The following is a 14,431-nucleotide window of genomic DNA, read 5'->3' as shown; positions in this document are numbered from 1 at the left end:
TCCGCGAGGCACGAGCACGTCGGGTGGGGTCGTGTGCCACGGCCCCACCCTGGGGAAAGGGCGATACCTGTGACACACCGACGATGGTTCACCCCGTGGCTGCTGCTCGGCCCGGCGGTGGTGTGGCTGTTCGTCTTCAACATCTGGCCGTCGGTCAACACCGTCGTGCTGTCGTTCACCAACGCCAAGCCGCTCGGCGGCGGCGAGTTCACCGGCCTGGACAACTACAGCCGCGCGCTCGACGACAGCCAACTCGTCGACGCCCTGGTCAACAGCGTCATCTACATGCTGGTGTGCCTGCCGCTGCTGACGTTGCTGCCGCTCCTGATGGCGGTACTGGCGGAGAAGAAGCTGCCCGGCATCACCTTCTTCCGCACGGCCTTCTACACGCCCGTCATCGCCTCCGCCGTCGTCGTGGCTCTGGTGTGGGGCTGGCTCCTCGACGGCCGCGGCCTGATCAACGGCATGGCCCAGCAACTGGGTGCGATCACGGAACCATGGGCGTTCCTGTCCGACCGGTGGCTGCTGCTGTTCAGCGCGATCAGCCTGACGGTCTGGAAGGGCCTGGGCTACTACATGGTCATCTACCTGTCCGCCCTGGGCAACGTCGGCCGCGAGCTGCACGAGGCCGCCGCCGTCGACGGCGCCGGCCCGGTCCGTAGGTTCTGGCACGTCACCATCCCCGGGGTGCGCTCTACCATGTTGCTGGTCTCGGTGCTGATCTCCGTGTCTGCCCTGCGGATCTTCTCCGAGCTGTTCATCCTGTCCAACGGCACCGGCGGTCCGGGCGGGCGGGACATGTCGGTGGTGATGCTGATCCAGATGTACAGCCGGGGCTTCACCGGCCATCTCGGCTACGCCTCCGCGCTCAGCCTGATCCTGTTCGTGATCACCCTGGGCCCCATGCTGTTCCTGCTGCGCCTGAACCGGAAGGCGGCCTGACATGACCCGACCGGCACTCGGCCTGCACTCGGTCTCCCGCGGGGAGAAGGTGCTCCGGTACGCGTTGCTGCTCGTCGTGCTCGTGTGCACGATCGGGCCGTTCCTGTGGCAGCTGTCCACCTCGCTGAAGAGCCTCACCGAGGACATCTACACCCGAACGCCGAGCCTGTTGCCGCAGCGACCCACGTTGGACAACTACGGCCAGGTCGCCGACACCATCCCGGTGTGGTCTTACGCGATCAACTCTCTGATCGTCGCGGCCATCGTGGTGGCCGGCAACGCGATCGGCGCCACCCTGGCCGGGTACGCGCTGGCCAACCTCCGGTTCCGCGGCGCACGGGTGCTCCTCGGGCTCTTCCTCGCCACCCTCGTCCTGCCCGGCGAGGTCACCATCGTCTCGCAGTACGTCACGGTGCGCGGTCTGGGGTTCGCCGACACCCTCGTCGGCGTGGCCCTGCCGGGGGCGATCGGCATGCTCAACGTCCTGCTGATGCGCACGGCGTTCCGGGCCGTCCCGCCGGACCTTGACGCCGCGGCCCGGATCGACGGGGCCAACGCCTGGCAGCGCCTGGTCCACATCGCGCTGCCCAATGTGCGCGGGATGCTCAGCGTCGTGGTCATCTTCGCCTTCATCGGCGCGTGGGACGACTTCCTCTGGCCGCTGATCGTGCTCACCGATCCCGACAAGTACACCCTGACCGTCGGGCTGCAGTACCTCAACGGGACCTTCAGTTCCAACCCGCGGCTGATCGCGGCCGGCACGATGATCGCGTTCCTGCCGATCGTCGTGATCTTCGCGGTGCTGCAACGGTTCTTCTTCAGAGGAGTGGAGGAGGGGGCGGTCAAGGGCTGACCAGACCCGCCTGCAGGTACTCCCACGACGCCGAGGAGTCGGCCGTGATCCGGTGTGGCCCGCGCAGTTCCGCGACGTAGTTCGCGATGTCGGCGAGGTTCCACCATCGTCGGTAGAGGGCCAACGCCGCCGGGTCCACGGCGCGGCCGGTGGTCCGGGCGTAGTCGTCGAACACCGCCTCGGAGGCGCCGGAGTCCCCGGAGTCGCTGGAGCCGGGCCCGGCGGCGAGCATCCACAGGTCGCGCTCTGGCGGGGCCAGGCGCACGGTGTCCCAGTCGACGAGGTGCGGGCCGGCCGCGTCCCGGATCAGGTTGCCCGGGTGCGGTTCGCCGTGGGTCACCACCCAGTCGGTCGTCGTGCCGCGCACGTGCGCGACGAGCCGGTCGAACTCGGTCAGCAGGGCCACGACGTGCCCGGCCCGGTCGGCCAGCAGCCGGCGGGCCGGCTCGGCGTACGGGCCGCCCGCCCATTCCCCGTCGAGGTGCCGCAGCGCGTCGTGCAGGCCGGCGCGACCGGGCAGGGCCAGGTCGACCGGGGGAGCGTGCGCGGCGACCACCGGCGTGGCCAGGTGCAGCGCGGCGAGGAGCGCCACGACCTCGGCGCGGTCGGCCGGCGGGTGCGGGCCGAACCGGCCGGACCGGCCGTCGAGCATCGGGAACACCGCCACCGAGTACCGCGGATCCAGGCGGCACACGGTCGCCCCGGTCCTGGTCGGGACCGGGGCGACGACGAATCCGAGTCCGGCGTCGCGGCGCAGGGCCACCGCGGTGTCGAAGGCGTGCTCCAGCCGGGCGAACGTGGCCTCCCGGTCCGCGCCGCCGAGGTGGTCGACCGTCACGAACCGGGTGCCGTCGTCGGTGGTGACCGCCCAGTGGTAGCTGCCGGCGCCGAGCGGCACGTACCGCGCGGACCGGACAGTGAGGCCCCAGCCGGCGGCCAGGGCCTCGAACAGGGCGGACTCGGTGACGCCGTCGGGTCTGTCCCTCATGGGCCGTGATTCTCCCCGAACGGGCACCCGGCCCGCCCGCCCTTTTCCCGACGCCCCGGCCCGGGCCTGACGGCGGGCCCCGTTACGCCGGGTGCAGCCCCGGCCGGCCGGCCTCGACCGCGAACGACGCGCTGGTGCGCACCGGCGACCGCCGGGTCTCGATCGACTCCACCACCCGGACATCGGTACGCCACGAGTCCCGGTCCAGCTCGCACCGCAGGTACCCGCGCGCGAGCCCGTCGAAGTACCGGACGTGCGGGTTGACCAGCGGGTTGATCGCCTTGATCGGGCCGTCGAACGCGACAGGGAAGTCCGAGCTGACCGACGTGGCCACGAACTCCACCGCCACGGTCGGCGAGGCGGGGTCGTCGAAGTCGGCCAACAGGTCGCTGAACCACGTCGAGTGGATGTCCCCGGCGAGGACCACCGGGTTGGCGATCCGCGCGTCGGCGAGGAACCTCAGCAGCCGGTCGCGCTGCGGGGCGTACCCGTCCCACTGGTCGAGGTTCACGATCGTCGGCGGCACGCCGGTCGGGTTCGGGAACCGGGTCCGGCTCATCATGACCTGCTGGGCGATGACGTTCCACCGCGCGGACGACGACCGCAGGCCCTGGGTCAGCCACAGTTCCTGCTCGTCGCCGGTGAGCGAGCCGGCGGTGTTGGCCCGGCCGATCTGCTCCGGCCCGAAGTCACCGGGGACGCCGCCGGGCTGGTCGGTGCGGTACTGCCGGGTGTCGAGCACGTGGAACCTGGCCAGCCGGCCGAAGTCGAACCGCCGGTAGATCTTCAGCTCGGAGCTGCCCGGGCGCAGCCGCGCGCGGATCGGCATGTGCTCGTAGTAGGCCTGGTAGGCCGCCGCGCGCTGCCGGGCGAACTCCTCGGGGGACTGCCGGCGCGCGCCCGTGTCGTCGATCTCGTCGGTGGTACCGGCGTAATTGTTCTCGGTCTCGTGGTCGTCCCACGTCGGCACCCAGGCGAACGCCGCGTGCGCGGCCCGCAACGCCGGATCGCCCTTGTACTGCGCGTGCCGCCCCCGGTAGTCCTCCAGGGTGCGCAGCTGGTCGAGCCCCGGCGTGGCCACGGGGGAGTGGTTGCGGTCGGCGAACCGGCTGTGCGCGTCGTACTCGTAGATGTAGTCGCCCAGGTGGAACACCACGTCGAGGTCCTCGGTGGCGAGCCCGTCGTACGCCGGCCAGTACCCGTTCTGGAAGTCCTGGCAGTTGACGACGCCCAGGCGCAGGCTGCGCGGGTCGGCGTGCGGGGCGGGGGCGGTGCGGGTCCGCCCGACCGGGCTGAGCTGGCCGTGGGCGCGGAACCGGTAGAAGTACTCCCGACCGGGGCGCAGCCCGCAGGCCTCCACGTGCACGGAGTGCGCCAGCTCGGGTCGGGCGGTGGCCGTCCCGGACTGCACGACGCGCCGGAACCGCTCGTCCTCGGCGATCTGCCAGCCGACCTCGACCGGCCGGGCGGGAAGCTGGCCGGCGTCGGCGACCAGGCGGGTCCACAGCACGACCCCGTCGGGCAGCGGGTCGCCACTGGCGACGCCGAGCCCGAACGGGTGCACCGTGTCCGCGGCGAGGGCCGGCGTCGCGAGGCCGAGCGTGGTCGCCGCGCCCAGGGCGACACCGCCGGCGAGTACCTGTCGTCTGTCCACCATCGTGAGGGCTCCTGACCGGGAAACGTGGATTTCCCTCACTCTCGCCGGCGCGGGTGACCACCGGTGTTCCGCGCGGTGAACAGACCCCTGTCAATTCCAGTCTCGACAATCCCCGCCAATTCCTGCCACTGTGATCAAGGTATATCCTTCGATGAACAGGGTCACTCCCCATGTCTGAACTCGCGTACTACCGCGCCCAGAGCGTCGTCACCGAGCCCGGCCCGCTCGAGGACCTGCCCGGAGATCCGCGCGCCCTCGGGCTGCTCGTCCGCGACCTGTTGATCCACCGCGAGGGCACGGCCCCGTTCGGGTACGCGTTGCCGGCCGAACGGCGCGAGGAGGCCGAGACCCGCTACGCCGCCGACATCCTGGCCATCGTCCGGGGCCGCAACCCCGCGCCCCTGACCGCGCCGCGCGCGCCGGAGGAGCGGTTCGCCGGCACCTGCCGGGACTTCGCCGTCCTGTTCTGCGCGTTCCTGCGGCACACCGGCACACCCGCGCGGGTCCGGTGCGGGTACGCCGCCTACCTCGTGGCGGGGTTCCACGCCGACCACTGGGTGACCGAGTACTGGCAGGACGGTTGGCGGCTCGCCGACGCGGAGATGCTCGCCCCGGAGATGATCGAGGCCTTCGCGCTGCGGTTCGACCCGATGGACGTGCCGCGGGAGGAGTTCCTGGTCGGCGGCCGGGCGTGGCGGGACTGCCGGGACGGGCGCGCCGATCCGGCGACGTTCGGGGTGCCGGACCTGAACCTGACCGGCTGGGAGATGCTCGGCGGCAGCGTCGTGCGCGACCTGGCCGCGCTGAACAAGGTCGAGGTGCTGCCCTGGGACAGTTGGGGCGCGGCGGAGGACGAGGACCCCGACCTGGATCTGCTCGACCGGGCGGCGGACCTCGGGGCGGCCGGTGGGCCGTTCGCCGCCCTGCACCTGCTCTACCTGGACAGTCCCGGGCTGCGGGTGCCGGCGGAGGTGGTCTCGTACACGACCTATGGCGGCGAGCGGCTGGTGACGTTGCGCGGCTGACTCCGACGGTATGGGCACAATGGGGAGATGACCGACAGTCGCATGACCCGCCAACCGGGTGGCCCGGCGCTCACCGGGATCCTCAGCGTCCTCTGGCTGCTCGTCCTCGTGGGTCTCCCCGTGCTGGTCGTGGTCGGCGTCGCGCCGTCGGTCCGGTTCGGCGTCGACGAGGAGCCCACCACCACGGAGGCCGCCCGGGCGACCGACGCGGTATTCGGCGCGTTCTGCCTGGCCGGTGGGCTGCTGCTGGTGGGCTTCACCCTCAGTCGGATCTTCCGGCGGGGTCTGGCGGCGTGGTCGTTCGGCGTGGCTCTGGGGCTCGTGACGCTCCTCGCCGGGATCGGCGCCCTGTTCTATCGGGCTGCGCACCACCCCGATCCCACTTCCGGGGTGCGGCCCCGGTGCGCCGCCACCGACGGGCACACGGTCGACTGTCCCCGGAGGTGATGCCGAATTTTGGCACGTCCCTACCTGTGGACATTGACAGCAAACGTTCTTAACAATTACGGGATGTGGAACACATACCCCTCAAGCGGTACGGCGGTGCGGCCATGAGAGCGCCCCGCTGGGCAGTCGCCCTGGCCGTCAGCGCGGCGATGACCGTCCTGACCGCACTCGTCATCGCCCCCAACGGCCGGGCCGACGTCCTCACTGGCGCCTCGGTCCTGGCCCCGTGCACCGGCCCGGCCTGGGCCGAGGGCGTCCCGTACGCCGTCGGCGCCAAGGTCACCTATCTCGGCCACACCTACGAGGCCCGGGTCGCGCACACCGCCCCGCCGGGCGCCGGCTGGAACCCGGTCGCGGCGGCGTCGCTGTGGAAGGACCTCGGAGCCTGTGACGGGGGTACCCCGTCCCCGTCCCCGTCCCCGTCGCCCTCGACCTCGCCGAAGCCGTCCCCGTCACCCACGAAGTCGCCCAGCCCCTCGCCGACGGCCTCCCCGTCGCCCACGCCGACCACCTCCCCGGGCACGGACACCTGCGCCGTGAAGTCGAGGCCGGCCGGCAAGGTCCTGCAGGGCTACTGGGAGAACTGGGACGGCGCGTCCAACGGCGTGCACCCGCCGTTCGGCTGGACCCCGATCACGAACCCCGTGATCCGCCAGCACGGCTACAACGTGGTCAACGCGGCGTTCCCGGTCATCCTCTCCGACGGCACCGTGCTGTGGGAGGACGGGATGGACGCGGGCGTGAAGGTCGCGACCCCGGCCGAGATGTGCACTGCCAAGGCGGCGGGGCTGACGATCCTGATGTCGATCGGCGGCGCGGCGGCCGGCATCGACCTGAGTTCCAGCACGGTCGCCGACCGGTTCGTCGCCACCGTGGTGCCGATCCTCAAGCGGTACAACTTCGACGGCATCGACATCGACATCGAGACCGGTCTGGCCGGCAGCGGCAGCATCACGAGCCTGTCCCCCTCGCAGGCGAACCTGATCCGGATCATCGACGGCGTCCTGGCGGCGATGCCGAGCACCTTCGGCCTGACGATGGCACCCGAGACGGCGTACGTCACCGGTGGCAGCGTCACCTACGGCTCGATCTGGGGCGCGTACCTGCCGATCGTGAAGAAGTACGCCGACAACGGCCGGCTGTGGTGGCTGAACATGCAGTACTACAACGGCAGCATGTACGGCTGCTCCGGCGACTCCTACTCCGCCGGCACGGTCCAGGGCTTCACCCAGCAGACCGACTGCCTCAACCAGGGCCTGGTCATCCAGGGCACCACGATCAAGGTGCCCTTCGACAAGCAGGTCCCGGGGCTGCCGGCCCAGCCGGGCGCGGGCGGCGGCTACATGTCGACGGGCCTGGTGTCGCAGTCCTGGAACACGTACGGCGGCCAGCTCAAGGGCCTGATGACCTGGTCCCTGAACTGGGACGGGTCGAAGGGCTGGACCTTCGGCGACAACGTCAGGGGGCTCCAGGGTCGCTGACCTCCCGCGCTAAGTTAAGAATTCTTGACACCATGTTGGGTTTGTTTTACCTTCATGGTGTCAAGTTTCTTTTACATGGCCGCTACCAGGGAGAACCCATGCGATCCCCGCAACGCCTCGCCAGAATCGCCGGACTCCTCTACCTGGTCGTCGGGGTCTGCGGCGGCTTCGCCTTCTACACCCGCGGCGAGGTTTACGTCCCGGGCGACGCCGCGGCCACGGCGCGCAACGTCGCCGCGCACGCCGGCCTGGTCCGCGCCGGCTTCGTCGCCGACCTCGTGCAGGCCACGTTCTTCGTGTTCCTGGCCATGGCGCTGTACGTGCTCCTGCGGCACGTCCACCGCGACGCCGCCCGCGCGATGGTGACCTTCGTGGCGATCGCCGTCGCGATGATGTGCCTGAACATGGTCCACCAGTTCGCCGGGCTCCTCATCGCCACCGACCCCGGCTATGCGGCGGCGCCGGGCTCCGACCGGCTCGTCCTGCTCATGCTCGACCTGCAGTACCACGGCTTCCTCATCGCGCAGATCTTCTTCGGCCTGTGGCTACTGCCCCTCGGCTACCTCGTCTACACGTCGCGCCTGTTCCCGCGCGCGCTGGGGGTGCTGCTCGTCGCCGGGTGCGCCGGCTACCTGGTGGACACGTTCACCCGGTTCGCGGCCCCGGACCTGGGCGCGGCCGTGGGTCCGTTCGTCGTCGCGCCGGCCGCCGTCGCGGAGATCGCGATGGTCGGCTGGCTCCTCGTGCGGGGCGTGCGGACCGGGCGCGCGGATCTGAACCCGCAGACCTCCTGACGGGTACGCCACGTTCGGCCCGTGTGCAGGTCGGAGCCGATTTGGCGTCTATTGTCGGTGGGGCTCGATAGTGTGCAGGGGTTGACCTCGCCACGACCTAGGAGCACGTTGTGAGCACTCGTCTCAACCCGTACATCAGCTTCGCCGGCACCGCGCGCGACGCCATGGAGTTCTACCAGCAGGTCTTCGGCGGCACGCTGCGGCTGAACACGTTCGGCGAGTACGGCGCCCCCGACGCGCCGAACGCCGACCAGATCATGCACGGTCAGCTCGAGACGGACAGCGGCTTCACCCTGATGGGCGCGGACACCCCGCCCGGGATGCCGTACAACCCGGGGGACAACATCACGGTCAGCCTGAGTGGCGACGACGCCGCCGAGCTCCGGGGCTACTGGGGGAAGCTCTCCGGCAGTGGCACGGTGTCGGTCCCGTTGGAGAAGCAGATGTGGGGCGACGAGTTCGGCGCGTGCACGGACAAGTTCGGCATCGCCTGGCTGGTCAACATCAGCGAGCCGCAGGCCTGACCGGGCCGGCGTCCCTCCCGGTACCCGAAATGGGGGGTTTGGTATTGACCGTTCGGTCGAACTCGGCCTCTTGAGTTTGTCTACCTGTTTAGTAGACAATCTCGGGATGGTGGACTGGACCGTGGCCGCAGCCGGCCTCGCCGTCGGCGTCATCGTCGGGCTGACCGGCATGGGCGGCGGCGCCCTGATGACGCCGATCCTCGTGCTGTTCTTCGGTGTGCCCCCGCTGACGGCGGTGTCCAACGACCTCGTCGTCAGCGCGCTGATGAAGCCCGTCGGCGGCTTCGTGCACATCCGACGTAAGACCGTGCACTGGCCGCTCGTCGGCTGGCTGTGCCTCGGCAGCGTGCCCGCGGCCTTCGCCGGCGTGCTCCTCACCCGGGCCTTCGGCGGCGACCTGCAGAACCTGGTCAAGACCGCGCTGGGCGTGACCCTGGTCCTGGCCGCCACCCTGATCGGCGTGAAGCAGTGGCTCCAGCGCCGCCGCGCCCCCGGCGGGGAGCTCGTCGTCCGGCCGGCCCTGACGGTGCTGATCGGCGTGCTCGGCGGCCTGGTCGTCGGCATGACCTCCGTCGGCTCCGGTTCGCTGGTGGTGGTCGCCCTGCTGGTGGCGTACCCGACGCTGGCCGCCCACCGGCTCGTCGGCACCGACCTCGTGCAGGCCGTCCCACTGGTCGCGGCCGCTGCGGGCGGACACCTGCTGTTCGGCGACTTCCACCTGGACCTGACGGTGTCCCTGCTCGTCGGCTCGATCCCCGGCGTGTGGATCGGCGCGCGGTACTCCTCCCGTGCGGCCGGCGGCACCATCCGGGCGTTCCTCGCGGTGGTCCTGCTGGCCAGCGGGCTGAAGATGCTCGCGGTGCCCAACGAGGCCGTGGTCGCGGCGGTGCTCGCGACGGGCCTGGCGATCGGGGTGGCCCACGTGTACACCCGGCGGCAGCGCGCCGGGCAGGGGGCCGATCCGGCGTGGGCGCTGCTCGGGGACGCGGGGTCGGCGACGGCCCAGGCGCGCGGCGACTGACCGCAACCTGAATTCCCTGACACCCGGAGCCCTGGCGCGGACGGCTCCGCCCGTGCGGTGAACTCCGGTCCCGCCGGCAAACCCCGGCCCTGTCAGCCCGGGTGCGGCGCACTGCCGGGTCTTGCCGGGAGGGCCGCCCGGTGCCAGGATGCGTTAGCACTCTCCACCCGAGAGTGCTAACGACGCTCGCCAGCGGAGCGGCTGCCGCGGGCGACGGGGGACTGAGGAGCGGCACGTGCGCGAAGCACTGCGGAACCGGGACTTCCGCCTGTTACTGACCGGCCAGTTCCTCTCCAGCCTAGGCGACTGGCTGCTGGTCGTCGCCGCGCCGTTCTACGTGTGGCAACTGACCGGCTCCGCGCTGGCGACAGGCCTGGCGATCGCCGCGGAGATGGTCCCGGCCCTGCTGCTGGGCCCGGTCGCCGGCGTCTTCGTCGACCGGTGGGACCACCGCGCGGTCATGATCGCCGCCGACGTACTGCGCGCCGGCGCCACCGGGCTCCTGCTGTGCGTGCACTCCGCCGACCAGGTCTGGGTGATCTACGTGGCCCTGGCGCTGGAGAGTTCCTTCAGCCAGTTCTTCCTCCCGGCCCGCCAGGCGTTGATCCCGGCGCTCGTCGGGCGCGGCACGGCCCTGGTCTCGGCGAACTCGCTGGGCGCTTTCGTCAGCGGCACGATCCGGCTGGTCGGAGCCCCGCTCGGCGGCGCGCTGTACGCGGTGGTCGGCTTCGGCCCCGTCATCGGCGTCGACGCCGGAACCTATCTGGCGTCGGCGGCGCTGATCGCCCTCGTCCGGCACCGGACCGGACGCGCCGGGGGTGCCGGACGGTCCGGGCGGACAGGACCGCTATCCGGCGGTCGGACGCGGCCCGTACCCGGCGGGCGGGGAGCGCTGCGGCGGTTCGGGGCCGAGGTCACCCAGGGCTGGGCGCACGTGCGCACGGCACCAGGGTTCGCCGCGACCTTCGGTGCCGCCGGGCTGTTCTTCGTCGGCAACAGCGCGTTGACGGCTCTGCTGGTGCCGTTCGTCAGCGGGGTGCTGCACGCCGGGTCGCGGACCCTCGGCCTGCTGCTCGGCGGGCTGGGGGCCGGCTTCGTCGTCGGGGCGCCCCTGGGCCGGTACGTCACGGCGAGGGTCCCGTTGCGACGGTCGCTGGCCGGTGCGTTCGGCGCGCTGGGCGTGGTCTTCCTGCTCGCCTTCCACGCGCCGGACGTGGTGTCGGCGACCGTGTTGTTCGCGCTGATCGGGCCGCCGGCGGTGTGCGCGTTGGTCGCGATCGACACGTTCATCCAACGGGAGACGGCCGATGGCATCCTGGGACGGGTGTCGGCGGCGTACCTGACGTTGCAGGCGGCGGCGACGCTCCTCGGCTCCTTGGCCGGCGCGGCGCTCGGCCAGGGGTGGAGTACGGACGGGACGATCGACCTGGCCGGCGCGCTGGTCCTCGCCGCCGCCGGCTGCTCGTTCCTGATCCCGACCCCGGAGCGGGGACAAGCCCCGGGACCCGCGCACTGAAGGCGCGAGCCCGGGACCACACTGCCGGCGGAGTACCCGTCGGCGGGTCTAGCCGACCAGCACCGGCAACCGGTGCACCCCGTAGATCGCCATGTCGCTGCGCATCGGCACCTCCTCCGCCGGCACCGCCAACCGCAGCTCCGGGAACCGCTCGATCAGCCGCCGGAACACCACGATCATCTCGTTGCGCGCCAACTGCTGCCCGAGGCACTGGTGCACCCCGTACCCGAACGCGATGTGCCGGACGGACTCGCGGTGGAAGTCGAGGAACTCCGGCCCGTCGAACTGGGCCGGGTCCCGGTTGGCCGCCGACAGGTGCAGCAGCACCGGATCGCCGGCGGCGATGGCCTGGTCGCCGATGGTCAGCGGGGCGGCGGCGGTTCTGGGCAGCCCGAAGTGCACGATCGTCAGGTACCGCAGCAGCTCCTCGACGGCGTGGTCGATGAGTTCCGGACGATCGCGGAGCTCCGCCCACCGTTCGGGCTGGCTGAGCAGGGTGAACGTGCCCAACCCGATCATGTTGGCCGTCGTCTCGTGTCCGGCGATCAGGAGTAGGAGGCCGGTGCCGGCCGCCTCGATGTCGGTGAGGGTGTCCTCGGCCTGGATCAGCTCGCTGAGCAGCCCGTCGTCGGGGTTGGCCCGTTTGGCCTTGACCAGCCCCATCATGTACTCCCGCAGGCCAGCGCCGGCCGCGACGACCTCCTCGCTGGTGGAGTCGTTCCGCAGCAGGGTGGCGGTCAGGCCCTGGAAGTGGGTCCGGTCGTCGTAGGGCACGCCGAGCAGCTCGCAGATCACGAGCGACGGCACGGGCAGGGCCAGCGCCGAGACCAGGTCGACGGGCCCGTCGGCGGTGGCCATCGCGTCGAGGTGGTCGGCGACGATCTCCTCGATCCGGGGGGACAACGCCCGCATCCGGCGCACCGTGAACAGGCCGGTGAGCATTCTCCGCAGCCGGGTGTGGTCCGGCGGGTCGGTGTTGAGCAGGTTGGGCCGGTTGATGTTCTCCAGCTCCTCCGGCGGCACCTCGAGCTTGCGGATCGGGTTCAGCTCGAGCCGGCCGCGGGCACTGAGCCGGGGGTCGATCAGGGCGGCGCGGACCTCGTCGAAGCCGGTGACCAGCCAGCCGCGCTTCCCGTTCGGGAAGTCCAGCCGGCTGACCGGCCCTTCGGCGGCGTGCAGCGCGAGCACCTCGGGCGGTGGGTCGAGCGGGCTGGTCCTGGCGGTGGGCAGCAGATTGATGGTATCGGTCATCGCAGCTCCTTCGGTCAGTCCTCCGAGACCTCGATGGCTCCGGAAGGGCAGGTCAGCACCGCCTCGCGTAGGGCGGCCCGGAACTGTCCGGCAGGTCGCTCCACCAGCAGGACGACCGTGCCGTCGACGTCGCTCTGGTCGAAGACCTCTGGCAGGCGCAGCGCGCACTGGCCGGATCCGCAGCATGCCTCCGGTGAGACCGTCACCCGCATTGTCGGCTCCTTCGAAGAGTCCCGAAATTGGTTCATGTAAATCATGACAACACTAGCGTTGTCCCTAATGGTGCGGCGACACCAGATCAACACCATTGCGCTTTTTTACGGTGATCACTGCCCCCGCGTGCGGCGGCGGGAGCCCGGGCGGCTGCCCGGGGCTCGCCTAGCGGTAGATCCAGCGCCGGGAGACGACGTAGTTCGCCAGGAACAGGGCCGCGGTGCACGTCGTCTTGGCCACCAGCAGCGGAGCGCCGGCCCAGGTGATCGTCGGCACCGCGCACACTGTGACCGCCCAGTTCGCGGCGACCAGGCACGAGTACCGCAGGAAGTGTCTGCCCGGGGTGCGTCGCGCGCCGAAGGACCAGAGCCGGTTGAGGGTGAAGTTCGCCAGGACGGAGCTGCCGAAGGCGAGCGCCGTGGCCAGCGGCAGCCAGACGTGGCACGGCCGGCTCAGCGTGTACAGCAGCGCGGCGTCCACGGCGAAGCACATCCCGCCGACCAGGACGTACCGTACTTCGCTGCGGCGCGACAACGCGCCGGCCCGTCGGGCCAGGACTGACACCACCCCCGCGTGATCCACGGGGGTGGACTTTACTGTCCCCGATCAGCCGCTCGCGCACTGCGGGACGCCCGGGATTTCCGGATGACAGGACCGCGGCGCTCTGGCATGCTCGCTCGGACACGTGACACGAGGAGGTGACGCCATGGCCGCCAGGACTCTCCGCCCAGGCGTCATCTCCGGCCGTTGACGGCTCGCGCCTGGGTCCAGTACCCGATCGCGCGAGAGGAACCACCACGATGACTCTGCACGTACGCGCCGCGACCCCCGGGGACGCGGCAGCGGTAGACACCCTGCTCGACGCCTACGCCCTGGTGCGCGTGGGCCGCCCGCAGCCGCCCGGCGCGGCACTGGCCCGACTGACCCAGCCCGGTTCCGTACCTGCGCTGGTGCACGACGACACCGGGGCCGTCCTCGGCTTCGGCCACGCCTGGCGCGCCGGACCCGCCGTGCGCTGCTTCGCCCGGGTCCACCCGGACGCGACCGGCCGGGGCGTCGGCACCGCCCTGCTGGCCGAGCTGGAGGACCGGGCCGGCACGACGCTGGGCTGCGACGTCGTCACCGTCATGCAGCCCGGCACCGACACCGCCGGCACCGCGCTTCTGCTGGGGCGCGGCTACACCGAGATCCACCGGATCCTGCGGATGCGCAGGTCCCTGCACGGGTACGACCGGCCGGCCGCCTCGCTGCCGCCCGGCGTGGCGGTCACCGGCTTCGACGAGGCGCGCGACGCCGGGGAGCTGTTCGCGGCGTTCCGGGCGGCGTTCCCGGCCGACCCGGCGGACGAGGCGGCCTGGTGGCGGGACCGGCGGGCCAACCCGGCAGAGCCGTTCGACCCGGCCCTGTGGTTCGTCGCCCGGCACGGCGACCGGATCGTCGGCTTCTGCCACGGCGGCCGGCACGGCGACCGGGACACCACCGTCGGATATGTCGGCGACGTCGGCGTCGTGCCGGGCTGGCGCGGCCGGGGGATCGCGTTCGCCCTGCTCACCACGGCGCTGGCGGCGTTCGCGGTCGACGGGTTGCCGACGGGGGTGCTCAACGTGGACGCCGACAACGCGACCGGGGCGCTGGAGCTGTACCGCAAGGCGGGCATGACCGCGGAGCCGTGGTCGACGGAGTGGAGCAGGACGCTGCGGTGACCGATCCGGCGGGCGG

15 protein-coding genes are annotated in these 14,431 nt (G+C 71.5%); 10 read left to right on the top strand and 5 right to left on the bottom strand.

Annotated elements, in window-relative coordinates; translation table 11 throughout:
• The first annotated feature begins 69 nt into the window (after positions 1 to 69).
• Both IW245_RS15495 and IW245_RS15490 read left to right on the top strand, forming a co-directional pair.
• A complete protein-coding gene (locus IW245_RS15495) occupies positions 70 to 942 on the top strand; it encodes a carbohydrate ABC transporter permease (RefSeq protein ID WP_197003883.1) in 873 nt (290 codons plus the stop codon).
• A gap of 1 nt (position 943) precedes the next feature.
• Entirely contained in the window at positions 944 to 1,795 is an 852-nt protein-coding gene (locus tag IW245_RS15490; RefSeq protein WP_197003882.1) for a carbohydrate ABC transporter permease, read from the top strand.
• Here the strand turns inward: IW245_RS15490 and IW245_RS15485 are convergent.
• Both IW245_RS15485 and IW245_RS15480 read right to left on the bottom strand, forming a co-directional pair.
• Positions 1,785 to 2,783: a phosphotransferase gene (locus tag IW245_RS15485; protein WP_197003881.1), complete on the bottom strand. Its 999-nt coding sequence runs from the start codon at positions 2,781 to 2,783 to the stop codon at positions 1,785 to 1,787. The genes IW245_RS15490 and IW245_RS15485 overlap by 11 nt on opposite strands.
• An 82-nt stretch (positions 2,784 to 2,865) precedes the next feature.
• Positions 2,866 to 4,440 (bottom strand): alkaline phosphatase D family protein, encoded by a 1,575-nt coding sequence (locus tag IW245_RS15480; protein WP_197003880.1) that lies wholly within the window; start codon positions 4,438 to 4,440, stop codon positions 2,866 to 2,868.
• A gap of 170 nt (positions 4,441 to 4,610) precedes the next feature.
• Here IW245_RS15480 and IW245_RS15475 point away from each other — a divergent pair, with 170 nt between their 5' ends.
• The 7 genes from IW245_RS15475 (at position 4,611) to IW245_RS15445 (ending at position 11,248) form a co-directional block, all read left to right on the top strand.
• Positions 4,611 to 5,465, top strand: a complete 855-nt coding sequence (locus IW245_RS15475) for a transglutaminase-like domain-containing protein (protein ID WP_197003879.1) — start codon at positions 4,611 to 4,613, stop codon at positions 5,463 to 5,465.
• Positions 5,466 to 5,492: 27 nt separating this feature from the next.
• The gene (locus IW245_RS15470) at positions 5,493 to 5,912 is read left to right on the top strand and encodes a hypothetical protein (RefSeq protein ID WP_197003878.1); all 420 of its coding nucleotides are present in this window, start codon (positions 5,493 to 5,495) and stop codon (positions 5,910 to 5,912) included.
• A gap of 104 nt (positions 5,913 to 6,016) precedes the next feature.
• On the top strand, positions 6,017 to 7,393 hold the full coding sequence (locus tag IW245_RS15465) for a glycosyl hydrolase family 18 protein (RefSeq protein ID WP_197003877.1): 1,377 nt from the start codon (positions 6,017 to 6,019) through the stop codon (positions 7,391 to 7,393).
• Positions 7,394 to 7,491: 98 nt separating this feature from the next.
• Complete coding sequence (locus IW245_RS15460) at positions 7,492 to 8,187, top strand: DUF4386 domain-containing protein (RefSeq protein ID WP_197003876.1); 696 nt, start codon at positions 7,492 to 7,494, stop codon at positions 8,185 to 8,187.
• 110 nt (positions 8,188 to 8,297) lie between these two features.
• Positions 8,298 to 8,711: a VOC family protein gene (locus IW245_RS15455; RefSeq protein WP_197003875.1), complete on the top strand. Its 414-nt coding sequence runs from the start codon at positions 8,298 to 8,300 to the stop codon at positions 8,709 to 8,711.
• 106 nt (positions 8,712 to 8,817) lie between these two features.
• Positions 8,818 to 9,732, top strand: a complete 915-nt coding sequence (locus IW245_RS15450) for a sulfite exporter TauE/SafE family protein (protein WP_197003874.1) — start codon at positions 8,818 to 8,820, stop codon at positions 9,730 to 9,732.
• Between the two features lie 235 nt (positions 9,733 to 9,967).
• Complete coding sequence (locus tag IW245_RS15445; RefSeq protein WP_197003873.1) at positions 9,968 to 11,248, top strand: MFS transporter; 1,281 nt, start codon at positions 9,968 to 9,970, stop codon at positions 11,246 to 11,248.
• Positions 11,249 to 11,296: 48 nt separating this feature from the next.
• Here IW245_RS15445 and IW245_RS15440 read toward each other — a convergent pair whose 3' ends face one another.
• The 3 genes from IW245_RS15440 to IW245_RS15430 all read right to left on the bottom strand — a co-directional run bounded on the left by IW245_RS15440 (position 11,297) and on the right by IW245_RS15430 (position 13,294).
• On the bottom strand, positions 11,297 to 12,499 hold the full coding sequence (locus IW245_RS15440; RefSeq protein ID WP_197003872.1) for a cytochrome P450: 1,203 nt from the start codon (positions 12,497 to 12,499) through the stop codon (positions 11,297 to 11,299).
• A gap of 14 nt (positions 12,500 to 12,513) precedes the next feature.
• Positions 12,514 to 12,711: a ferredoxin gene (locus IW245_RS15435; protein WP_197003871.1), complete on the bottom strand. Its 198-nt coding sequence runs from the start codon at positions 12,709 to 12,711 to the stop codon at positions 12,514 to 12,516.
• 166 nt (positions 12,712 to 12,877) lie between these two features.
• The gene (locus IW245_RS15430; protein WP_197003870.1) at positions 12,878 to 13,294 is read right to left on the bottom strand and encodes a GtrA family protein; all 417 of its coding nucleotides are present in this window, start codon (positions 13,292 to 13,294) and stop codon (positions 12,878 to 12,880) included.
• A gap of 218 nt (positions 13,295 to 13,512) precedes the next feature.
• Here IW245_RS15430 and IW245_RS15425 point away from each other — a divergent pair, with 218 nt between their 5' ends.
• On the top strand, positions 13,513 to 14,415 hold the full coding sequence (locus IW245_RS15425; protein WP_197003869.1) for a GNAT family N-acetyltransferase: 903 nt from the start codon (positions 13,513 to 13,515) through the stop codon (positions 14,413 to 14,415).
• Positions 14,416 to 14,431: the final 16 nt, after the last annotated feature.

Source organism: Longispora fulva (assembly GCF_015751905.1).
GTDB lineage: Bacteria > Actinomycetota > Actinomycetes > Mycobacteriales > Micromonosporaceae > Longispora > Longispora fulva.
This window is presented reverse-complemented; position numbering and strand designations above follow the sequence as displayed.